The organism is Kocuria subflava, assembly GCF_012163155.1.
GTDB classification, from domain to species: domain Bacteria; phylum Actinomycetota; class Actinomycetes; order Actinomycetales; family Micrococcaceae; genus Kocuria; species Kocuria subflava.
The window spans coordinates 29831-51326 of record NZ_JAAVUN010000018.1 but is presented as its reverse complement, the minus strand read 5'-3'; the positions used below and the strand labels follow the sequence as shown (position 1 = coordinate 51326).

The window sequence follows — 21496 nt, the reverse complement described above, 5'->3', positions numbered from 1 at the left end:
ACAAACCGGCGGGCACCGGCAGGATCACGGATCAGTCGTCGGTCAGGGTCAGACCGATGCCGCCGATCAGGCCGGCTGCCAAGTTGTAGAGCACGGAAGCCAGGACGGAGAGCAGGGTCAACAAGATCACGTTGATCACGGAGAACACGGTGGCGATCACGGCCACTTGTCCCAGGGAGACCACATCACGGATGTCCGTGGAGCCTTCCGGACCGGCAAGCATTCCCATGAGCTCGTTGATGCCGTCGAACAGGCCCGTGATGTCCATGAGGATCCACAGCAGAACGGCAGCCACCAGGGTGATGATGCCCAATGCCACGGAGAACAGGAACGCCAGCTTGAGCACTGACCACGGGTCCACCTTGGAGACCACCAGGCGGGCGCGACGCACCTTGGCGCGCGGTGCCGGGCGAACCAGGCCCTTGGTGGAGGGCCGGTTGTTGGTCCTGGTGGACTTTTCGGTTGCCTTGGCCGGTGCGTTGGAACCGGATGCGGCCGAGCCCGCGGCATTGCCGCCGGAGGGTGAAGAACCTGAGGTCTTCTGACCCTTGGCACCCGCAGCCGACTTGGATGTTGTTCGACCGCTCGTGCTCGAACGTGCCTCCGGGCTCATGCGTCACCTCCGTTGATTTCTGGATCCAACGTTACGTCATTGGGATCAGCTGATGATGTCACAGGCGTATCCTCTTCACCGTCTGTTGCAGTCGTGGTTTCCGGCACTGAGTTCTCATCAGCGTCATTCACCACGTCTTCTTCAATGTGGCGATCTGCATTCCAGGCCACGCCCACAATCGAATCGTTGGTGGCGGGTTTGGCAAAGATCACACCCATGGTGTCGCGTCCCTTGGCGGGAACTTCGGCGACGGCGGAGCGCACCACCTTGCCGGAGGACATCACCACCATCACTTCGTCGTTCTCGCCAACAATCAGGGCACCGGCCAGACGGCCTCGGTCGTCGTCGAGCTTGGCCACCTTGATGCCCAAGCCGCCGCGGCCCTGGACGCGGTACTGGTCCACGATGGTGCGCTTGGCGTAACCACCCTCCGTCACCACGAACACAAAGGACTCCGTGCCGTCCCGGACCACTTGTGCGGCCAGGAGTTCGTCATCCGCGCGGAACTTCATGCCGGTCACACCGGAGGTGGCCCGGCCCATGGGGCGCAGGGCGTCATCCGTGGCGCTGAAGCGCAAGGACTGGCCGTTGCGGGAGACCAAGAGCATGTCGTCCTCGGTGGAGACCAACTTGGCGGAGACCAATTCATCACCTTCACGCAGGTTGATGGCGATCACCCCGGCAGCGCGGTTGGTGTCGTAATCCTCCAGACGGGTCTTCTTGACCAGACCGCGGCGGGTGGCCAACACCAGGTACGGGGCGTCCTGGTAGCTCTCCAGTTCCATGACCTGGGCAATGTGTTCATCCGGTTGGAAGGCCATGATGTTGGCCACGTGCTGACCCTTGGCGTCGCGCCCGGCTTCCTGCAGCTCATAGGCCTTGGTCCGGTAGACCCTGCCGTAGTTGGTGAAGAACAGGATCCAGCGGTGCGTGGTGGTGGTGAAGAAGTGCTCCACCACATCGTCCCCGCGCAAGGTGGCACCGCGAACACCCTTGCCGCCACGGCGCTGGGCACGGTACTCGTCCGAGCGAGTGCGCTTGACGTAACCGCCGCGGGTGATGGTGACCACCACGTCTTCTTCCGGGATCAGGTCCTCCACGGACATGTCGCCGTCGTAGCCCATGAGGATCTCCGTGCGGCGGTCGTCCCCATAGCGCTGGACGATCTCCTGCAGTTCCTCGGAGATGATCTCCCGCTGACGCTGCTCGGAAGCCAGGATGGATTCGTAATTACGAATCATCTCTTCCAGCTCCGCAAAACGGTCCTGGATCTTCTGACGCTCCAAGGCTGCCAGGCGGCGCAACTGCATGTTGAGGATGGCCTGGGCCTGTTCCTCATCGATCTCCAGAAGCTGCATCAAGCCGGTACGGGCCTCATCCGGGGTGGGCGAACGCCGGATCAGGGCAATGACCTCGTCCAACGCGTCCAGGGCCTTCAGCAGGCCGCGCAGGATGTGGGCTTCCTCCTGGGCCTGGCGCAGACGGTACTGGGTACGGCGGACAATGACTTCAATCTGGTGCTTGGCCCAGTGCCGGATGAAGGCATCCAGGGACAGAGTGCGCGGCACACCGTCCACCAGGGCCAGCATGTTGGCGGAGAAGTTCTCCTGCAGCGGGGTGTGCTTGTAGAGGTTGTTGAGCACCACCTTGGGGATGGCATCCCGTTTGAGCACGATCACCAGACGCTGACCGGTTCGCCCGGAGGTTTCATCGCGCATGTCAGCGATGCCCGGGATCTTGCCGTCCTTGACCAGATCGGCAATTTTCACGGCCAGGTTGTCCGGGTTGACCATGTAGGGCAGCTCGGTGACCACCAGGCAGGTGCGCCCCTGGATCTCCTCCACGTTGACCACGGCCCGCATCTTGATGGAGCCGCGCCCGGTGCGGTAGGCGTCCTCAATGCCCTTGTGCCCCAGGATCTGGGCGCCCGTGGGGAAGTCAGGACCCTTGATGCGCTTGAGCAGCGCCTCCAACAACTCTTCACGGGAAGCTTCCGGGTTCTGCAGCGCCCACTGCACACCGTCGGCCAGTTCCCGCAGATTGTGCGGGGGGATGTTGGTTGCCATTCCGACGGCGATGCCGGAGGAACCGTTGGCCAACAAGTTGGGGAAACGCGCGGGAAGAACCACGGGCTCCTGGTTCTTGCCGTCGTAGTTGTCCTGGAAGTCCACGGTTTCCTCGTGGATGTCCCGGACCATCTCCATGGCCAACGGCGCCATCTTGGTCTCGGTGTAACGCGGGGCGGCCGCGCCGTCGTTGCCCGGGGAACCAAAGTTGCCCTGACCCAAGGCCAGCGGGTAGCGCATGACCCACTGCTGGATCAGACGGACCAGGGCGTCGTAGATCGCGGAGTCACCGTGGGGGTGGTAGTGACCCATGACGTCACCCACCACGCGGGCGCACTTGTTGAAGGAGCGGTCCGGGCGGAAACCGCCGTCGTACATGGTGTAGATCACCCGGCGGTGCACGGGCTTCAAGCCGTCGCGCACATCCGGCAACGCGCGGCCCACGATGACCGCCATGGCGTAGTCCAGGTAGGAGCGCTGCATTTCCGTCTGCAGGTCCACCTGCTCCACGCGCTCGGTGATGATGGCGCCATCCAGGGTGGTGGCCTCCACTTGGGCTGCAGCATCCGTCCCGGGGGTGGGCTCTGCGGGCGTTCCCTGAGTTTCGTCACTCATTGGTGCCTGGTCCGTCCTTGTCTCAACTCTTGTGCTTCACCGGCTCTGATCTGCTCAGCAATACGACTCTCATCTGGTGATATGTCGCTTGCGGCATGAAGGATCAGATGTCCAGGAAGCGAATGTCCTTGGCGTTCTGCTGGATGAATTCCTTGCGGGACTCGACGTCCTCACCCATCAACACGGAGAACACCTGCTCGGCGGCTGCAGCATCCTCCATGGTCACCTGCAGCAGGGTTCGGGTCTCCGGGTCCATGGTGGTTTCCCACAGCTCCGTGTAGGACATCTCACCAAGACCCTTGTACCGCTGGATCCCGTTGTCCTTGGGCAGACGTTGGTTCTTGGCGTACCCGGCCTTCAGGGCCTCATCCCGTTCAGCATCGGAGAACACGTAGTCGTGCGGGGCGTTGGACCACTTCAAGCGGTACAGCGGAGGCTGGGCCAGGTACACGTAGCCGTGATCGATCAGCGGACGCATGAAGCGGAAGAGCAAGGTCAGCAGCAGCGTGGTGATGTGCTGGCCGTCCACATCGGCATCCGCCATGAGCACGATCTTGTGGTACCGGGCCTTCTCGATGTCGAAGTCATCACCGATCCCGGAGCCAAAAGCCGTGATCATGGACTGCACCTCAGCATTGGACAGCGCACGGTCCAGGCGGGCCCGCTCCACGTTCAGGATCTTGCCGCGCAGCGGCAGGATGGCCTGGTGTGCGGGATCGCGGCCCTGCACGGCGGAGCCACCTGCGGAGTCACCCTCCACCAGATAGATCTCTGAGCGGGACGGATCCTTGGAGGAGCAGTCCTTGAGCTTGCCGGGCATTCCACCGGATTCCAGCAGCCCCTTGCGGCGGGTGGTTTCACGGGCCTTGCGCGCAGCAAGACGCGCCTGGGAAGCACTGATGGCCTTGCGGATGATGTCCTTGCCGGCCGCCGGGTTGCGTTCCAGCCAGTCACCGAATTCGTCCGTGACCACACGCTGCACAAACGGCTTGGCTTCAGAGTTGCCCAGCTTGGTCTTGGTCTGACCCTCGAACTGCGGTTCCCCGAGCTTCACGGAGATCACCGCGGTCAGACCCTCGCGGACGTCGTCGCCGGTGAGGTTGTCATCCTTGTCCCGCAGCAGTTTGAACTCGCGGGCCTTGCGGTTGATCAGCGTGGTCAGCGCCGCACGGAAGCCTTCTTCGTGGGTGCCGCCCTCGTGAGTGTTGATGGTGTTGGCATAGGTGTGCACGGACTCGCTGTAGGCGGTGGTCCACTGCATGGCGATTTCCAAGGAGAGCTTGCGCTCGTCGTCTTCGGTCTCAAAGGCAATGACGTCCTCGTGAACGCGCTCGGCCTTCTTACCGTCGTTGATGAAGGTGACGTAGTCCAGCAGGCCGTCGTCGTACTGGTAGACCACCTTGCGGTGTCCCTCAGCGGTGACCCCCACCTTGTTGAGCACCTCGGCCTCTGCGGTTTCACCGGAACCGTCCGAGCTCTGCCCGTCAGCTGCCGCGATTTCATCGGCAACCGCTTCAGCGGTGATCTCCACGCGCTTCTCACCGGCAACCTCGTCCCCGGAGTCATCCAACGCACGCTGGTCGGTGAGGGTGATCCGTAGGCCCTTGTTCAGGAAGGCCATCTGCTGAAACCGGGCCCGCAGGGTTTCAAAGTCGTACTCGACGGTTTCAAAGATCTCCGGATCGGCCCAGAACGTCTGGGTGGTTCCGGTGGCCTCGGTCTCCTCGCCCTTGACGATTTCCCCCTGGGGGACACCGCCGTTGGCAAAGGTCATCCGCCACGCGTTGCCCTGGCGCCGGACTTCGGTCTCCACGCGCTTGGACAGGGCGTTGACCACGGAGATGCCCACACCGTGCAGACCGCCGGAAACCGCGTATCCACCGCCGCCGAACTTGCCGCCGGCGTGCAGGATGGTCATGACCACCTCAACGGTGGGTTTGCCTTCCGTGGGGTGCATGTCCACCGGGATGCCACGGCCGTTGTCCGTGACGCGAACGCCGCCGTCGGCTTGCAGCGCCACCTCGATGTGGTCGCAGTACCCGGCCAGGGCCTCATCCACGGAGTTGTCGATGACCTCATACACCAGGTGGTGCAGACCACGGGGGCCTGTGGATCCGATGTACATGCCAGGGCGCTTGCGAACCGCTTCCAGGCCTTCTAGGACAGTGATGTCACTGGCGCCGTAACCGCTGTTCGAGCTCTGCTCTTCTGCCACGAGCTTTTGGTTCCTCCTGGAGTTGCACCCGGCTCACCCGGGACAGGCACGACGACGAATCGCGTGCCGGCCCACGGTTTCAGTGATGACCGGGAGGCACAAAAATCGCACGGGATGCCCCTCTGGTTGAGGACCTGTGCCACGTGCGCTTCATGCGGGTTTCTGGTCTGGGTTCATCTTACCGGATTCACACGGATCAGAGCGTCAGATCGAGCATGGAATGGCCCTTAGCGGGCAAAAATCGGGCATTGGAGCGATTTGCCACCGGCCACCTGTGTCCCCAGCCGTTCCCAAGGTTCCCAGGCGGTCTGTCAGCCACGCACGGCTTCAGCGAATCGGAACGAATGGTGGTGCTTCCGGTCCCGGACGGCTCACCCGTAGGTGTCGCGGGGACCGCGTCCACGGACGGTGCGCCGACCGTGCTTCCAACTGGGTGCCACGGGGCCGTGGACCTCAAGACGGGTCACGATTCCACTGCCCAACTCCGATTCGATTTTCTTCAGGATCTGGGACTGCATCATCCGTAGGTTGGTGGCCTGTGCCGTGGATGAGCACCTGACGGTGAGCACGGTGTCCTCAAAAGTCTCCGGAGTGCAGTTCTGCGCCACGTAGGAGCCCACGATCTGCGGCCACTTCTCCATCACGGACCACACGTTGATGGGGGTGCGCCATCCGCGTCCGGCCACGAACTTGCTCATCACCGATCCCACGCCCTGCGGGTCACGCCGGGAGGTACCCGAACCGGAGTAGCCACCCAGCTGGCGCGGATCGGTCTGTTCCTCCCCCCGGCGTACGGGTGTGGCGGTACGCGCATCCATGGCTGCCCCGAACTGCCGCAGGTTCGCCTTGGCTGCAGCTCCGTAGAGCCTGCCCTGGCCGCGGGCCTCTGCAGCGTGGCGCATCCGGGTCAACGCGGCAGCAGCCGCATCCACCTCATCCGCAATGTGCACCACGTTCAGCTCGGCCTCATCCGATTCAGCGGCCTGGATGTGGTCCATCACCTCGGATGGTTCAAAAGGATCCGGGTGGGTGGTCATCTCAGTCCCCCAGCCCCGGATCAGTTTCCACATCAGGTGCACGGTCAACGGCGGCGTCGTGGCCGGGACCGGTCAACACGGCCTGACCCGGGGTCACCCGAACAACGGTCACTGGACGCTGGTCCTCCCGCAGTGCCTGCGGGACGTCCGCATCAACGGCTGCGGTCACCAGAACCTGCTCGGCTCCGGCAACGGCCTGGGCCAGCCGATCACGACGCCGGGCGTCCAGTTCCGCAAACACGTCATCCAGGATCAGGATGGGGGAGGCACCCTCCGTGCGGTCGTCATCCAGGTGCACGTACCAGGAGCCCAGACGCAGGGCCAAGGCGTAGGACCACATCTCCCCGTGGGAGGCATAGCCACGGGCCGGCAGTTGACCAAGGGTCAGTTCGAGTTCATCCCTGTGGGGCCCCACCAGGGAAGATGCCCGCTCGATCTCCCGGTCCCGCATCTGATCACAGGCCGTGAGCATCAACCCGCGCAGCTGCGCCACACTCAGATGCTCCAGGTTTTCCACCCGGCCCTCCGCCTCCGCCGGCACCACCTGCGATCGGTACTGCAGTGTTGGCAGACGTGGCCCCTCAGCCAACTGGGCGTAGGCACGGTGCACCTCCGGTTCCAATGCCTTGATCAGTTGGATCCGGGCATAGAGGATCTGTGCGCCTGTGGTTGCCAGTTGATCGTTCCAGGCAGCCAGGGTGGCCAGATGCGCCTCCGTGATCCGTCCGGCAGCGCGGGCGGATTTCAGCAACGCATTGCGCTGCTTGACGGATTTGTCGTAGTCAGCGCGGACTCCCGCCAGAAACGGGCGCATGGAAGTGGCCAGGTCATCCAGGAAGTTCCTCCGGTGGGAGGGATCCCCCTTGATCAGGGACAGGTCCTCCGGGGAGAACAGCACGGTGTGCACCGTCCCCAGGGCATCACGTGCACGAGTGGGGGCTCCATGGTTGATGGCCACCGTGTTGGCCTTGCCCGATTCCAGGGCGAATTCCAAGGTGGTGCGGTGTGTGGCCCGCCGGACCCCAGCACGGATCACGGCCCGTTGAGCTCCCATGCGGATCATGGGAGCCGTGGTGGAAACCCTGTGAGAACCCAACGTGGCGGCGTAGTCCACGGCCTCCACAATGTTGGTCTTGCCCACGCCGTTGGAACCCAGGAACACCGTGATGCCGGGGGTCAGCTCCAGGTTCAGGGACTCGTAGGTGCGGAAGTCCTGCAGAGCCAGCGACTCAAGATGCACGCTGGGCAATCACGAGTTGGGCAGGCGCACCGGCATCAACAGGTACCGGTAGTCATCCCGGTCCTCACCGTCTGCCTCGGCCTGCGCGGAAAGCACGGCCGGCTTGGGCGGGGCGGTGAAGGAGAACCGCACATAGTCCGAACCAAAGGCGTGCAGACCCTCGGAGAGGTAGGTGGGGTTGAAGGCCACCGTGATGTCCTCGCCCTGCAGGTTGGCCTCGATGATTTCGGATGCCTGAGCATCCTCACCGGTGCCGGCGTCCAAGGCCACCTGACCTTCCGTGAACGTCAGACGTACCGGGGTGTTGCGCTCAGCCACCAGGGACACACGCCGCACGGCTTCCACCAGTTCGGTGGTCTTGACCGAGGCGGTGATGGGGGTGGATTCCGGGAACAGGGACCTGATCTTGGGGTACTCGCCGTCAATCAACAACGACGTCGTACGCCGCCCACCAGATTCAAAGCCCACCAGTTCGGCGGAATCGGACAGCGCGATGTTCAGATCACCGGCAGGACCCAAGGTCTTGGCAATGTCATTGAGGGTCTTGGCCTTGACCAGGGCGGAGGTCTGCATGGAGGAAGACCCCGGGCGCCAGGTGAGCTCACGCATGGCCAGGCGGTAACGGTCCGTGGCCAACAGCGTCATGCGTTCGCCGTCGATCTCCACCCGCACACCGGTGAGGATCGGCAAGGTGTCGTCCTTGGAGGCTGCAATGTTGACCTGCGCCACGGCCTGGGCGAACTCACCACCGTCCACCACACCGGAAACGTCCGGCAGACCGGGCAGTTCCGGGTACTCCTCCACCGGCATGGCTGCCAGGTTGAACCGGGAGGAACGGCAGGTCAAGGTCAGCTTGCCCTCCTCAGCCACCACATCCACGGGAGCTGACGGCAAGGAACGGCAAATGTCTGCTAGCAGGCGGCCGGAGACCAAGGTGGTTCCCTCTTCTTCGATCTGGGCATCGATCGAGACCCGGGAAGAGATCTCGTAGTCAAAACCGGCCAGGGACACCTGACCTGCTTCAGCCTTCAACAACAGCCCGGAGAGCACAGGAACCGGGGGACGGGGAGACAGGGACCGGGCAGTCCAGGTCACGGCCTCGGCCAGGACGTCACGTTCCACAGAGAACTTCACGGGGTGGCAGCCTTTCGTTCGCACCTGTCATGCGTTCTACGACCGCACGCACAACTACAGCATGCTATCGGCGCTGGTGTGTTTGAGCCATCCGGAGTGCATTGGCTGTGGATGTTGCCCTGATGCGTTCACGGCAACAGGGCGCGGCGGATTCGTGTAATTACAGAGCCACGCAGGCAGGAGTCCAAACGTTGTTCGGCGTGAAGAAAAAGTAGGTAGGAGTGTTAATAACCCCTGTGGAAGATGTGGAAAACCGCCTTTGAGTCCGTCCTGGGGCTGATCTGCTTGTGGGTTTCTTGTGGTTCTGCATCCACCGATCGCCACGGTTGCAGTGGAAGAACATCCTTGTCATTACGGCAGTCTCCACATCCACTCCACCGCTGATGACGTGTTGTCCACGGAAGCTTGGGAGTTCTCCACAGAGTTGTCCACAGTTGGTGATTGTGCTCCGTGCACAGGCGGTCCACAGCGCCCCAACTTCTTGTGATTACAAAACTTCCACTGCACGTCGTCGTGAAGATCAGGGTGTGGAAAAGCCCCGGGAGCGGCCTCGTGTGAGTCACTCCCGGGGCTGGATCCGGTCACCCGCGCATCATCCGGTGCGCTGCTGCTGCTTGATCCGGTTGGTCAACTCGGTCACTTGGTTGAAGATCTGGCGCCGCTCAGCCATCAGAGTGCGAATCTTGCGGTCAGCGTGCATGACCGTGGTGTGGTCGCGTCCGCCCAACTCCTGGCCGATCTTGGGCAGGGACATGTCCGTGAGCTCACGCAGCAGATACATGGCGATCTGACGAGCCGTCACCAGGGTCCTGGTCCGGGACTTGGACTTCAGCTCGTCCAAGGAGATGTCAAAATACGCGGCGGTCTGCCCCAGGATGGTGGCAGCCGTGATCTCGCCACCGTCGTCGTCAGTGATCAGGTCCTTCAGGACCAGCTCCGCCAGCGGAAGATCCACCTCCTGCTTGTTCAAGGAGGCAAAGGCGGTCACGCGGATCAACGCGCCCTCCAACTCGCGGATGTTGGTGGAGATGTGGGACGCGATGTACTCCAGGACCTCCGGGGAAGCCTTCATACCGTCGGCATCAGCCTTCTTGCGCAGAATCGCAATACGGGTCTCCAGCTCCGGGGGCTGGACGTCCGTGATCAGACCCCACTCGAAGCGTGAGCGCATGCGGTCGGCAAAACCCGTGAGCTGCTTGGGCGGCATGTCAGAGGTGATCACGATCTGCTTCTCGTGATTGTGCAAGGAGTTGAAGGTGTGGAAGAACTCCTCCTGGGTGTGCTCCTTGCCGGCCAGGAACTGGATGTCGTCAATCAACAACATGTCCACGTTGCGGTAGATCTCCTTGAAGGAAGACCCCTCGTCATCGCGGATCGAGTTGATGAAGTCATTGGTGAACTCCTCCGAGTTCACATAGCGCACCCGCATCTCCGGATAGAGCCGCTTGCCGTAGTGCCCGATCGCGTGCAGCAGGTGGGTCTTGCCCAAGCCGGAATCCCCGTAGATGAACAGTGGGTTGTAGGCCTTGGCCGGGGTCTCCGCCACGGCAAAGGCTGCGGCGTGGGCGAACCGGTTGGACTGACCGATCACAAAGGTCTCAAAGATGTACTTGGGGTTCAGTCGGGCCGAGGAGTTCCATTTCGCGGTTTCCGCGGTGGCCGTTCCGTGATCCTCGGCATCAGTGCGCGGGGTGGCCTGGCTCGATGGAGCAGCCAGGGTCACGGAGTCGGCCGAGGCCACCGGACTGGCCGAGGCCACAGGCGCGGCCGGAGTCGTGGCGGCCGGTGAAGCAGGCTCGCTGGACTCGGCCTCAGGTCCACCGTGTTCCGGTGCGTGCTGTGCAACGGGGGTCTGCGGTTGAGCAGCCACAGGTTCGGCAGTTCTGAGGGACTGGGCGCTGGAGAGACCGCGCTCCGCCTCCAGTTCCTCCAAAGGAGGCAGGGACGGTGCGGAAGACTCGGTTCGCGTCGGCGCGCTGGTGGGGGTTTCCCCCAACTCCGTGTCCACCACCACGGCCATCAGGGTGTCCGCTCCGAACACCCGGGTCACCGCGCGGTTGACGGCCACGGCAATGGTGGATTGGAAAACTTCACGGGTGAGTTCGTTGGGCACAGCCACCAACAAGGTGGTGCCCATCAGCCCACGTGGCTGAGCAAGACCCAAGAATCCGCGGTGACGTGCGCTGACGTCAGGATCTGAGGTCAGGGCCTCCATGCATTGCGCCCACTGAGTGTCGAGCACGGGGTTTTGCTGAAGACTCACTGCGGTGGGCTCCGAGACTCTCTAGTCGGCGTGCCGGATCTCTCCGGTCGGTGGCATGTGCCCCGATTTCCACAGAGTTGTTCACAGCGGTGGATATCGCGTTGGGGGGCGGGACGCGAACGTCAGCCTAGAGCACCAGCCGAGGGTGCTCCTAGTGAAAAAACAGGGCAGAATGGAACTACACTTTTGTAGTTACACGCTTGCTCCCGCGCCGTCGTTGGGATGCGGGCGGCTGGGGTTATCCACAAGAATTTTTCGCAACCGTGCACAGCTGTGGGCAGCCCGGAGAACATCTGGCGACTGCAAGGCGATTTGGCTCACGCGCAGTTGACCGGACCCCTTGTGCTCCCTAGACTTGGGCAGTCTTGTGTCTGCATTGCGCCCGTACATTGATCCGCGGTCGCCGGGGACACATCCCACTTGACCACCGCAAAGGTGGACCGGCTCAGCGGATGAGCGGGTGGCTGCGCGCCAGTTCCTTGGATCTTCGGCTGTGTGCCCCAATCACCGCGTTGAACCGTTCACCCTTCCTTTTTCGGGAGTAACACCATGAGCAAGCGCACTTTCCAGCCGAACAACCGTCGTCGTGCCAAGAAGCACGGCTTCCGTGCCCGCATGCGCACCCGCGCCGGCCGCGCCATCCTGGCTGCCCGCCGTTCCAAGGGCCGCGCCTCCCTCTCTGCCTGAGATCGTTCGTCCCTCACCTGAGGGTTCGCCGGTTCCCAGGGAGTCCGGCGATACTGGGGTGAGGTGTTCGACCACAATCCACAAGGGGTGAGCGCGTGCTTCCTTCACAGCACAGGATGCGCACGTCCACGCTCTTTGCAGCGACCACACGTTCCGGGGCCCGCCAGGGTCGCCGGAACGTTGTCGTCTACGTACACCCCACCGCGTCACAACAACCAGTTCGTGCCGGGTTCGTGGTCTCCAAGGCCGTGGGCAACGCCGTGACCCGCAACAAGGTCAAGCGCCGTCTGCGTTCCCTGGTGGAACAGAGCTTGCAGACCCACCCCGCCGGTTACGACGTCGTGGTCCGTGCCCTGCCGCCATCTGCACATGCCACTTTCAGCCAACTCTCCGGTGACTGGAACTCGGCATGGGCCAAAGCACACACCAAAGCATTTGCAGGTGGCAGCCATGACTGAGCCGCGCCACCACCACGGGGTTGCCGGCCGGCAGCACGAATCCTCCCAAGACTTGTTCGACGCCGCACCCTCGGAATTCGTTCACCCCAACAACGCCTTCCAGATCCTGTGGTTGCTGCCGCAGAACCTGTTGATCGCCGGTCTGAAGATGTACCGCGCGCTGGTCTCACCGCTGTACGGGGACGTGTGCAAACACTTCCCCACCTGCTCGGCCTACGGCCTGGAGTCCCTGACCCGGCACGGAGCACTGCGTGGACTGGGACTGACAGTGCGCAGACTGCTGCGTTGCCACCCGTGGGCGGCCGGCGGAATCGACAGAGTTCCCGACGGCGGGCGGCCGTTCACCTCCGTGGAGCAGCTGCCCAAGATCGTGTTGTTGAACCACCCCACCCCCGAGGACCGAGCACGACTGCTGGCCTCATTCGCCCCGGCTGCATCCTCGAGCCCCGCTGATCACACGACGCGGCAGAGTTCCCCGGCAGAGCCTCAAGTTTCTTGACGGGCTGCCGGATGTGGCCCAAGGAGATGAACCATGAACTTTTTCAATCTGATTCTTTGGCCCTTCAAATGGGCCGTGTCTGCCGTGCTGTGGGTCTTCCACTCGGCCTTCACCGCCATTGGCATGGACCCGGCCAGCGGTTGGACCTGGGTGCTGTCCATTGTGGGCCTGACCTTGGTCATGCGAACCCTGACCATCCCGCTGTTCATGAAGCAGATCCGTTCCATGCGCGGCATGCAGGTCATCCAGCCTGAGATGGCCAAGTTGCAGGCCAAGTACAAAGGCAAGACTGACCAGGTCTCCCGCCAGGCCATGGCCCAGGAGCAGATGGCCCTCTACAAGAAGCACAACGTCAACCCGTTGGCCTCCTGTCTGCCGATCCTGGCTCAGATGCCGATCTTCTTTGGTCTGTTCCAGGTGCTCAACGGCGTGCGCGGTGCCGCCGAGCGCGACGAGGGTATCCTGGTGCTCAACGCCCAGATGATCCATCAGTTCAACGACGGCACCCTGTTCGGCGCCCCGCTGTTCTCCACGCTGCGCGCCCCGGGCGATGGCAACCACACCTCCACGGTGATCATTGCCGTGGTTCTGGTGATCGCCATGACCGTGACCATGTTCATCTCCCAGAAGCAGTTGGCGGGCAAGAACGTGTCCGAGGCGACCAAGCAGTCGCCCATGTACCGCCAGCAGCAGATGATCATCTACATCTTCCCGATCATCTTTGCCATCACGGGCATCAACTTCCCGATCGGTGTGCTGATCTACTGGACCGTGTCCAACCTGTGGTCCATGGGTCAGCAGTACTGGATGATCCGCCGCAACCCCACTCCGGGTTCTCAGGCCGAGCGTGAGCTCAACGAACGTCGCGCCGCCAAGGGCCTGCCGCCCATGGGCAAGACCAAGGAAGAGCACGAGGCCGAGGTCGAGGAAGCTCGTGCCAAGGCGGCTGCCGGTCAGCGTCAGCAGCCCATGAGCAAGAAGCGCCAGAAGGCCCAGGCCAAGAAGGGCCAGGGTCAGCAGAACCAGCCTGCTGCCGGTGAGGTTGTGGATGGCACGGCCGAGGACGTCACGGGCCAGGACCAGCAGGTGGTGGAGACCCCGCAGAACACCTCTGGCAATCCGGCCAACAAACCGCGCAAGCGCGGTGGATCCGGCTCCTCCGCCCTCAAGAAGAAGTAGGTGGTCGCGCGGAGCAAGGCTCCCGCCCTTGACCACATCCCCGTTGGCCTGGGCCACGGGCCACGCACAGTTCACAAGGAGTCCCCATGAGTGAGAACGCCTCAGAAGTTGCCGCCGAAACCACTGACGTGAGTGACGTACAGCCAGGGCAGCACGTGGATGCGGCGGCCGTGGCCGCTGACGTGGAGGTTCCGGCAGAGTCCTCCGCCCAGGACCAGTCGGTCCCTGCTGCCACAGACGCCACCGACGACGACGCCCTGGACCCTCTGGTGGAGGAGGGCGAGGTGGCAGCGGACTACCTGGAAGAGTTGCTGGACCTGGCGGATCTGGACGGGGACATCGACATCGAGGTCCGCAACGGCCGGACCTACCTTTCCGTACTGACCGAGGACGAATCTTCCGAGGACCTCAACATCCTGGTGGGCTCCAACGGTGAAGTCCTGGACTCTCTGCAGGAACTGGTTCGACTTGCAGTGCTGGCCACCACGGAGCACCGCAGCCGCCTGGTGCTGGACATTGCCGGGCACCGGGCACAGCGGGCGGAGAAGCTGAGGGACATGGCCATGAAGGCTGTGGAGGAGGCCCGCTCCACCGGAGAGGGCATCCACCTGGACCCGCTGTCACCGTACGAGCGCAAGATTGTTCACGACGTCGTTGCCGAGGCCGGGCTGCATTCCGAGTCCGAAGGTGAAGGGGCCAACCGCCACATTGTGGTGACTGTTCAGAACTGAGGTTTCCCCCAACAGGAACGCACACAGAGAGCTGAACAGATCATGGACACCATCTCCGATTCACAGCGCCGCGCCCCCGAGCCTCAACAGCCACCGGTTCTTGAGGGAGATGCACTGGCGGCAGCCGAGGAGCTCTTTGTCGACGGACTGCCCTTGGCCAAGCGTTACGTGGCGCACCTGGCGTCGTCGGGAATTGTCCGCGGTCTGATCGGACCGCGGGAGGTACCGCGGCTGTGGGAGCGCCACGTTCTCAACTGCGCCGTGGTGCAGGAACTGATTCCGGATACCGCGCGCATTGCCGACGTCGGATCCGGTGCGGGACTGCCAGGGTTGTGTCTTGCCCTGGCGCGTCCCGACGCTCACTTCACGCTGATCGAACCCTTGGAACGGCGAGTGGTGTGGCTGCAGGAAGTGGTGGATGACCTGCAGCTGAGCAATGTGAGGATCTTGCGTGCGCGTGGGGAGCAGGCCAAGGAACAGGTGGATGAGATCGACGTGGTCACGGCACGGGCGGTCTCCGCACTCTCCGGGCTTGTGGACATCACCCTCCCCCTGCTCAACGGTCACGGGCAGTTGCTGGCTCTGAAGGGACGCAGCGCTGCCGAAGAGATCGACAAGGCCCGCAAATCTCTGAAGCGGTGGAAGGTCCAGGACACGGAGATCCTGACAGTGGGGGCGGAACTGTTGACGGAACCCACCACCGTTGTGCGTCTCAGCCTGTGACCGCACGTGCCGGGGACATCCACCAAAACCCAACGGGTAGGGTGGAGCCGGCTGGTCTGAAGATTCAGATCAAAAGTGATCTACGTCACATATGAACCAATGGAGGCTCATTGATGTCAAGGCACCAGCAGCGCGGGGCTGCAGACGTTGGAATGCCACCTGATCCCGCTGGTTCAGCTGAGCCCATGGTTCCCGACCGTGCCAGAACCACGGTGCGCGAACCCAAACCCACCACAGTATCATTGCAGCACACCGCGGGAGACAGCCCGCTCGGGAGGAAGCTCATGGAAGAGAATCAGCGCCGGGAACGGTTGCAGAATCTGAACGTGAAGTCCCCGGAGCGCACCCGGATCTTCACCATCAGCAACCAGAAGGGCGGGGTGGGCAAGACCAGTACGTCCGTGAACCTTGCGGTGGCACTGGCCAAGCATGGTCAGAACGTACTGGTGATCGACAACGATCCACAGGGCAATGCCTCCACCGCACTGGGCGTCCCCCACACCACGGAGGTGGACAGCACCTATGACGTGTTGGTGGACGAGATGCCCTTAAACGACGTGGTGGTGGCCTCCCCAGAGACTGACCGTCTGTTTGTTGCACCGGCCACCATTGACTTGGCAGGTGCGGAGATTGAACTGGTCTCCATGGTGGCCCGCGAACAACGGTTGTCTCGGGCCATTGCGCAATACCAGAAGGACCGTGAAGCTGCCGGCCTGGAGCGCTTGGACTACGTGTTCATCGACTGCCCGCCCAGCTTGGGGCTGCTGACCATCAACGCTTTTGTGGCAGCCACCGAGGTCCTGATTCCCATTCAGTGTGAGTACTACGCACTGGAAGGATTGAGCCAGCTGTTGAACAACATCACCATGATCCAGAAGCACCTCAACCCGGAGCTTGAGGTTTCCACCATCATGATGACTATGTACGACGGCCGCACCAATCTGGCCTCCCAGGTGGCCGAGGAAGTGCGCAGCCACTTCCCTGAAAAGGTCTTGCAGACCATGATTCCGCGTTCCGTCAGGATCTCTGAAGCTCCCAGCTACCAGCAGTCCGTGATCACCTACGATCCCCAGTCCACGGGTGCCTTGGCCTATTTGGAGGCTGCTGCTGAGATTGCTGAACGGGGCGCGTCGTCGTGACAGGATCCGTGATGATCTGAGTACTTGAGCGCCCATCATGGCCCCGTTTCACGTGAAACGGGGCCATTGCTTTGTGTCCGAAGTGAGCAGGTTGTTGGGTCGGATGTTTCACGTGAAACGCACCATTCGAGTGAGCCCTCCAACGTAGAATGATGCAGATTGTCTACTGGACGGGAGCACAAGATGGCAGAGCGACGCAGAGGTTTGGGACGAGGACTGGGGGCACTCATTCCCAGTGCACCGACGGAGACTCCCCGGGAGGTCAGTACAGAAGCTCAAGATCATGGTTCCGAGGCGTCGGAACGGTCCGGGACGCCCGTTTTACGTGAAGCGTCCGTTGCAATCGATGCGTCCAGTGGCTCGCCGGTGAACTCACGTCAGACAGTCAACGCTGAGCCACGCAGTATGGAACGGTCCACCCCTGCTGTAGATGCCGTGGCCAATGAGGCGTCCAACAGTACACCCGGCCCCCAAAGCAGTCGGAAACAGCCGACCACTGGCCCCAAGAAGGGCAAGAAGAAGGCTTCATCCAGTGCTAAAGCGTCAAAGTCGAGTGCCGAGACCGCAGCCAAGGTTTCTCCTGCCGAAACTGAGGACACGGTTTCACGTGAAACACCCAAGTCCAGGAAGCGGACCGTCAGCGCTGAGGCACGGCAAAAGGCCATGAAGGCGCGCATGGACATGGGGGTCGCAGCCAGGAACTCTGCCACACAGCGACCATCCGACATGTTCTTCACGCCAGGGCCGAGCGGAACAAACGCTGGCGAACAGGCCGTGACAGAGTCGCCTAAGAATGTTGTCTCTGACTGGTCGGTTGAGACACCGCCTGAGACTGTGGATTCGCGTGGCGTTTCACGTGAAACGGCGACCGCCCCAATGTCCTCTGAGTCGGTCCCTGACCCGAGTGACGTCATTGCAGCGCCTGATGGTGCGTCGGGTGCGGACACCGGCGCCGTTGGGGTTGAACCCGACACTGCTGCTGAGCTGCAGCTCGTGCCCGGGGCCAGTTTTGCGGAATTGAACGTCAAGGACATCCACCCGAACCGCAAACAGCCTAGACAAGTCTTTGACGAAGACGAACTGGCCGAGCTGGCTTATTCCATCGGTGAACTGGGCGTGCTGCAGCCTGTAGTGGTCCGTGTTTCACGTGAAACGGAGGGCCCCAAGTACGAGCTGGTCATGGGTGAGCGGCGTTGGAGGGCCACTCAGCGTGCAGGGCTAGAGACCATCCCAGCCATTGTTCGTGAAACCAGCGACGATGACCTGCTCCGTGACGCACTGTTGGAGAATCTGCATCGTTCTCAGTTGAATCCGCTGGAGGAGGCAGCCGCATACCAGCAGCTCTTGGAAGAATTCGGCGCCTCTCAGGAAGAGCTGTCCCGCAGAATTGGGCGTTCTCGTCCGCAGATCAGCAACACCTTGCGCCTGCTGCGTCTGCCGGCGTTGGTTCAACGCCGAGTGGCTGCCGGTGTGCTCTCTGCTGGGCACGCACGTGCTCTCTTGTCCCTTGAGGATCCTGCGGAGATGGAGCGTCTGGCGCAGCGAATTGTGGCGGAGGGACTTTCAGTTCGCGCCACGGAAGAAGCTGTCACGTTGAACAAAAGCCGAAAGCCTGCGGTTCGCCGCAGTGCCGCTACTCAAGAACGGCATCGGGAGCGTTTGGACTACATTGCCGATGCCTTCTCAGACAAGTTGGACACAAGTGTGAAAATCAACCTTGGGGCCAGGAAGGGTCGCATGATGATTGAGTTCGCCTCTGTGGCGGACCTGAACCGCATCATCTCAGTCTTGGATCCGCAAGGATTGCCGGAGAACCAGGACTGATCCCGCTGGCGCACCAGCAAGCAAAACGGCCCGGAACACCATGTGTTCCGGGCCGTTTCACGTGAAACCTGACTAGGTTTACTGCTGGGGTCGACGAGCAAGCTCGCGAGCCAAGTCAACGGCACTCATGGTGCCGGTGGGCAAGTCATCAGCAGCTTGGAGATACATCCGCTGGAGGCCGATCACCACGGCGTTGGCCAGATGGCTGCGGTACTCAGCATTCTCCAGGCGACTCAGTTCAGCCTGATTGGAGATGTAGCCCAAATCCACGGAGAACGTGGGCGCCGTGTTGAGGCGCAGCAATCCCCACTGACGTCCGTGGGCACCCAAGTCAAGTGCTCCGGTACGAGCCACGATCTCCCGCAGTGTCAGCGTGGCTCCACGCTGCCCGATCGGTGACAAGGTGGCACCTCCACGGTCTGCATTGCCCCAATAGAACACGGAAGCCCCGTGGGCAGCCGGAGAGGCATTCCAGTCGCAGTCCAGCACAACAACCACAGCGTCTCGTGTGGAGTCCAAGGCTTCCCTGATGTTGGGCTGAACCTCGATCTGTGTACCGTGCCGGTCCGCAATAGGTTCCTTGGACACCAAGACCGGTGTGGCGCCGACTTCCCGCAGCAACTCGTGGGTGCGTACTGCAACATCCGTGGTGATGCGCTTGGCAGTTTCACGGTAACCATCGGGAGCGCCACTGGGGATCACCGGAGCTTCCGTGTGCATGGCCGGAACCAAAATGATCTTTTGAGAACGGATCGCATCTGAGGATCGCTCAAGCCGGTGATAATCCCGTAAAGAGAACGCCTTGGAATCGGAAATCTTCTTGTTCACCCTTGCCAGAGCGGCAATGGTCTGATGATTCACCACACCGTTGCTTTCCAGCCCCAGGCTCTGCTGAAGTTCCACCACCGCGTGATGTGTTTTCTGGTCAAAGGTCCCGGTCAGGTGCCCGTAGTAGAGACCCAACAGGGAAAGGTTCTCTTGAAGACGTTCGACGTCGTCCCCGCGCATGGGTTCTTGCTGATCCCACTGCAGGTTTCGATCACCCAGGGAGTACTGGGCCTCATTGAGCCGACGTTCCGTTTCCGGGCCCACCACGCCGTCGATCACCAGGCCGTGGGTCTGCTGGAAGGCACGCACGGCGGTGTCGACGTCGTCGTCAAAAGCTGCGGGGGTGGTGACATCACGGGGATCCAGGTGGGCGCCTGCTGCGCCCGTGCGAACGAGTCTTTCGCGCAGTCCAACAACGCGGCGGTCATTCATGCCGTGCAACAACGGCTGGGTGATGTCTTCGGACATGTTGTGTGGTGCCTCGTGATGCGATCAGTGGTCAGACGGTGTTCTCACGGATGTGAGACCGATAGTGGAACTGTACTCTCGCCAAACACTAAGGGTGCTGTTTGTGAGAGTTGGGTTCCTTCAACGGGGGAACCCCGACCCGTAAAGGTACACGGGGCCGGGGTTCCGGGTGCTCACATTGCTTTACTCACAAGTAATCGCAATGCAACTGTTGTGCTCCTGCGGGCACTCGGTGAATGGGGTCACTCACTGCCCAGGTAATCAGCGAATTCTTTCTCCAGTGCGGCCTTGGGCTTGGCGCCGATGCTCTGCTTCTGCACCTTGCCGTCATTGAACAGGTAGACGGCCGGGATGGAGGTGATGCCGTACTTGGCAGCGATCTCCTGGTTGTCATCCACGTTGACCTTGACCACCTTGACGGAATCAGCGTGTTCATCGGAGATGGCTTCCAGGACCGGGCCCACCATGCGGCAGGGACCGCACCACTCAGCCCAGAAGTCCACGATCACGGGCTTGTCCGAATTCAGGACTTCGGCCTCGAACTCACTGGTGGTGACGTCAATGGTGCTCATGAGAGCTCCTTTCAATACGGGATGGCTTGGTCAGTGGATGGGTGGCAGGCGCTCAGGCGCCGTGGCCGGCCAGATAGTGCTCGACGTCGATGGCAGCCACACAGCCGGAACCGGCTGCTGTGATGGCCTGGCGGTAGGTGGGATCCAGAACGTCACCGGCGGCAAAAACGCCCGGCAGGGAGGTCTTGGACGAGCGCCCCTGCACGGCCACCGTGCCGTCCGGGGTGATCTCCACCTGGTCCTTGAACAAGGCCGTCCGTGGGTCCGAGCCGATGGCCACGAACAATCCCGTCACGGCCAAGGGGCTGACTTCACCGGTCACGGTGTCCTCAAGGCTCAGTTCCTCCACCTTGGCTTCACCGGAGATGCCGATGACCTGCTTGTTCCACAGGATCTCGATCTTGGGATCGTCAAAGGCACGCTTCTGCATGATCTCGGATGCACGGAATTCATCCCGACGGTGGATCAAGGTCACCTTGTCCGCGAACTTGGTCAAGAACGTGGCCTCCTCGATGGCGGAGTCCCCGCCGCCCACCACGGCAATGTTCTGGCCCTTGAAGAAGAACCCGTCACAGGTGGCGCACCAGGAAACACCGTGGCCGGACAAGCGCTTCTCGTCCTCCAGGCCCAACTCACGGTAGGCCGAGCCAGTGGCCAGGATGACGGCCTTGGCGCGCAGCACCTGGCCACCCTCCACCGTGATCTCCTTGATCTCACCGGCCAGGTCCAGCTTGATGGCGTCCTCGTAACGGATGTCTGCACCAAAGCGCTCGGCCTGGGCCTCCATGGTGCTCATCAGCTCCGGACCCATGATGCCGTCCGTGAACCCGGGGTAGTTCTCCACCTCGGTGGTGTTCATCAGATCCCCGCCAGCCGTGACGGAGCCTGCCAGGACAACCGGGTTCAGGTGGGCTCGGGCCGTGTAGATCGCAGCGGTGTAACCGGCAGGACCTGAGCCCACGATCACGACGTCGTGAATTTCTGACTCTCCCGCTGCCTCAGCAGAGGCGGCTGACTGGGTCTGACCGGGGGGTGTTGCTCCCAGGTCGAGTTTCAGGGCCGGGGTGAAATCCGTGCTCACGTTGCGTGGCCTTCTTCCGTGGTTGTCCGAAATTGAGCTTCCATGGGTGCTCAACCCCCAGGGGTTGCCAGGTATTCCACCAAGCTGCCGGCACGCCCACAGGGGGTCATGCGGCGTCACAGGC

Annotated in this window: 19 protein-coding genes; 8 read left to right on the top strand and 11 right to left on the bottom strand. The window is 62.2% G+C overall.

Annotated elements, in window-relative coordinates; all coding sequences use genetic code 11:
* Positions 1-31 precede the first annotated feature (31 nt).
* From GTW58_RS09750 to dnaA, 7 genes are all read right to left on the bottom strand, one after another.
* Positions 32-613: a DUF3566 domain-containing protein gene (locus tag GTW58_RS09750; RefSeq protein ID WP_047688561.1), complete on the bottom strand. Its 582-nt coding sequence runs from the start codon at positions 611-613 to the stop codon at positions 32-34.
* Positions 610-3294: a DNA gyrase subunit A gene (gene gyrA / locus GTW58_RS09745; RefSeq protein WP_119933256.1), complete on the bottom strand. Its 2685-nt coding sequence runs from the start codon at positions 3292-3294 to the stop codon at positions 610-612. Before gyrA ends, GTW58_RS09750 begins: the two co-directional genes overlap by 4 nt.
* 103 nt (positions 3295-3397) lie before the next feature.
* A complete protein-coding gene (gyrB, locus tag GTW58_RS09740; RefSeq protein WP_119933255.1) occupies positions 3398-5509 on the bottom strand; it encodes a DNA topoisomerase (ATP-hydrolyzing) subunit B in 2112 nt (703 codons plus the stop codon).
* A gap of 371 nt (positions 5510-5880) precedes the next feature.
* Entirely contained in the window at positions 5881-6546 is a 666-nt protein-coding gene (locus GTW58_RS09735; RefSeq protein ID WP_342453305.1) for a DciA family protein, read from the bottom strand.
* Between the two features lies 1 nt (position 6547).
* Positions 6548-7786, bottom strand: a complete 1239-nt coding sequence (gene recF, locus GTW58_RS09730; RefSeq protein ID WP_119933254.1) for a DNA replication/repair protein RecF — start codon at positions 7784-7786, stop codon at positions 6548-6550.
* A 9-nt stretch (positions 7787-7795) separates the two neighbouring features.
* A complete protein-coding gene (gene dnaN / locus GTW58_RS09725; RefSeq protein ID WP_047688568.1) occupies positions 7796-8920 on the bottom strand; it encodes a DNA polymerase III subunit beta in 1125 nt (374 codons plus the stop codon).
* A gap of 592 nt (positions 8921-9512) precedes the next feature.
* Complete coding sequence (gene dnaA, locus GTW58_RS09720; RefSeq protein ID WP_209436496.1) at positions 9513-11135, bottom strand: chromosomal replication initiator protein DnaA; 1623 nt, start codon at positions 11133-11135, stop codon at positions 9513-9515.
* 597 nt (positions 11136-11732) lie between these two features.
* On the opposite strand from dnaA, the gene rpmH reads away from it, so the two are divergent.
* From rpmH to GTW58_RS09685, 7 genes are all read left to right on the top strand, one after another.
* Positions 11733-11870 (top strand): 50S ribosomal protein L34, encoded by a 138-nt coding sequence (rpmH, locus tag GTW58_RS09715; RefSeq protein WP_047688574.1) that lies wholly within the window; start codon positions 11733-11735, stop codon positions 11868-11870.
* 95 nt (positions 11871-11965) lie between these two features.
* A complete protein-coding gene (gene rnpA / locus GTW58_RS09710; RefSeq protein WP_047688576.1) occupies positions 11966-12328 on the top strand; it encodes a ribonuclease P protein component in 363 nt (120 codons plus the stop codon).
* Positions 12321-12827, top strand: a complete 507-nt coding sequence (gene yidD, locus GTW58_RS09705) for a membrane protein insertion efficiency factor YidD (protein ID WP_119933252.1) — start codon at positions 12321-12323, stop codon at positions 12825-12827. Before rnpA ends, yidD begins: the two co-directional genes overlap by 8 nt.
* A 33-nt stretch (positions 12828-12860) precedes the next feature.
* Complete coding sequence (gene yidC, locus GTW58_RS09700) at positions 12861-14006, top strand: membrane protein insertase YidC (RefSeq protein ID WP_119933251.1); 1146 nt, start codon at positions 12861-12863, stop codon at positions 14004-14006.
* An 86-nt stretch (positions 14007-14092) separates the two neighbouring features.
* Positions 14093-14737: a Jag family protein gene (locus tag GTW58_RS09695; RefSeq protein WP_081993598.1), complete on the top strand. Its 645-nt coding sequence runs from the start codon at positions 14093-14095 to the stop codon at positions 14735-14737.
* 42 nt (positions 14738-14779) lie between these two features.
* Positions 14780-15460 (top strand): 16S rRNA (guanine(527)-N(7))-methyltransferase RsmG, encoded by a 681-nt coding sequence (rsmG, locus tag GTW58_RS09690; RefSeq protein ID WP_119933250.1) that lies wholly within the window; start codon positions 14780-14782, stop codon positions 15458-15460.
* Between the two features lie 284 nt (positions 15461-15744).
* A complete protein-coding gene (locus tag GTW58_RS09685; RefSeq protein ID WP_119933249.1) occupies positions 15745-16599 on the top strand; it encodes a ParA family protein in 855 nt (284 codons plus the stop codon).
* Between the two features lie 377 nt (positions 16600-16976).
* Here GTW58_RS09685 and GTW58_RS09680 read toward each other — a convergent pair whose 3' ends face one another.
* Positions 16977-17336, bottom strand: a complete 360-nt coding sequence (locus GTW58_RS09680) for a hypothetical protein (RefSeq protein ID WP_157980516.1) — start codon at positions 17334-17336, stop codon at positions 16977-16979.
* Between GTW58_RS09680 and GTW58_RS09675 the strand changes: the two genes are divergently transcribed.
* Positions 17326-18423 (top strand): ParB/RepB/Spo0J family partition protein, encoded by a 1098-nt coding sequence (locus GTW58_RS09675; RefSeq protein ID WP_232818072.1) that lies wholly within the window; start codon positions 17326-17328, stop codon positions 18421-18423. The two genes, GTW58_RS09680 and GTW58_RS09675, sit on opposite strands and share 11 nt — an antisense overlap.
* Before the next feature lie 78 nt (positions 18424-18501).
* On the opposite strand, the gene GTW58_RS09670 is transcribed toward GTW58_RS09675, so the two are convergent.
* The 3 genes from GTW58_RS09670 to trxB form a co-directional block, all read right to left on the bottom strand.
* Entirely contained in the window at positions 18502-19719 is a 1218-nt protein-coding gene (locus GTW58_RS09670; protein WP_119933248.1) for a peptidoglycan-binding protein, read from the bottom strand.
* A 242-nt stretch (positions 19720-19961) separates the two neighbouring features.
* Positions 19962-20291, bottom strand: coding sequence for a thioredoxin (gene trxA / locus GTW58_RS09665; RefSeq protein ID WP_047688584.1), 330 nt, complete (start codon positions 20289-20291; stop codon positions 19962-19964).
* Between the two features lie 52 nt (positions 20292-20343).
* Complete coding sequence (gene trxB / locus GTW58_RS09660) at positions 20344-21372, bottom strand: thioredoxin-disulfide reductase (protein WP_119933247.1); 1029 nt, start codon at positions 21370-21372, stop codon at positions 20344-20346.
* Positions 21373-21496 lie beyond the last annotated feature (124 nt).

Coding starts and splice junctions, on each gene's coding strand:
- GTW58_RS09750 (WP_047688561.1), bottom strand. CDS start 613: ATGAGCCCGGAGGCACGTTCGAGCACGAGCGGTCGAACAACATCCAAG.
- gyrA (WP_119933256.1), bottom strand. CDS start 3,294: ATGAGTGACGAAACTCAGGGAACGCCCGCAGAGCCCACCCCCGGGACG.
- GTW58_RS09735 (WP_342453305.1), bottom strand. CDS start 6,546: ATGACCACCCACCCGGATCCTTTTGAACCATCCGAGGTGATGGACCAC.
- dnaA (WP_209436496.1), bottom strand. CDS start 11,135: ATGGAGGCCCTGACCTCAGATCCTGACGTCAGCGCACGTCACCGCGGA.
- rpmH (WP_047688574.1), top strand. CDS start 11,733: ATGAGCAAGCGCACTTTCCAGCCGAACAACCGTCGTCGTGCCAAGAAG.
- yidD (WP_119933252.1), top strand. CDS start 12,321: ATGACTGAGCCGCGCCACCACCACGGGGTTGCCGGCCGGCAGCACGAA.
- yidC (WP_119933251.1), top strand. CDS start 12,861: ATGAACTTTTTCAATCTGATTCTTTGGCCCTTCAAATGGGCCGTGTCT.
- GTW58_RS09695 (WP_081993598.1), top strand. CDS start 14,093: ATGAGTGAGAACGCCTCAGAAGTTGCCGCCGAAACCACTGACGTGAGT.
- rsmG (WP_119933250.1), top strand. CDS start 14,780: ATGGACACCATCTCCGATTCACAGCGCCGCGCCCCCGAGCCTCAACAG.
- GTW58_RS09685 (WP_119933249.1), top strand. CDS start 15,745: ATGGAAGAGAATCAGCGCCGGGAACGGTTGCAGAATCTGAACGTGAAG.
- GTW58_RS09675 (WP_232818072.1), top strand. CDS start 17,326: ATGTTCTTCACGCCAGGGCCGAGCGGAACAAACGCTGGCGAACAGGCC.
- GTW58_RS09670 (WP_119933248.1), bottom strand. CDS start 19,719: ATGTCCGAAGACATCACCCAGCCGTTGTTGCACGGCATGAATGACCGC.
- trxA (WP_047688584.1), bottom strand. CDS start 20,291: ATGAGCACCATTGACGTCACCACCAGTGAGTTCGAGGCCGAAGTCCTG.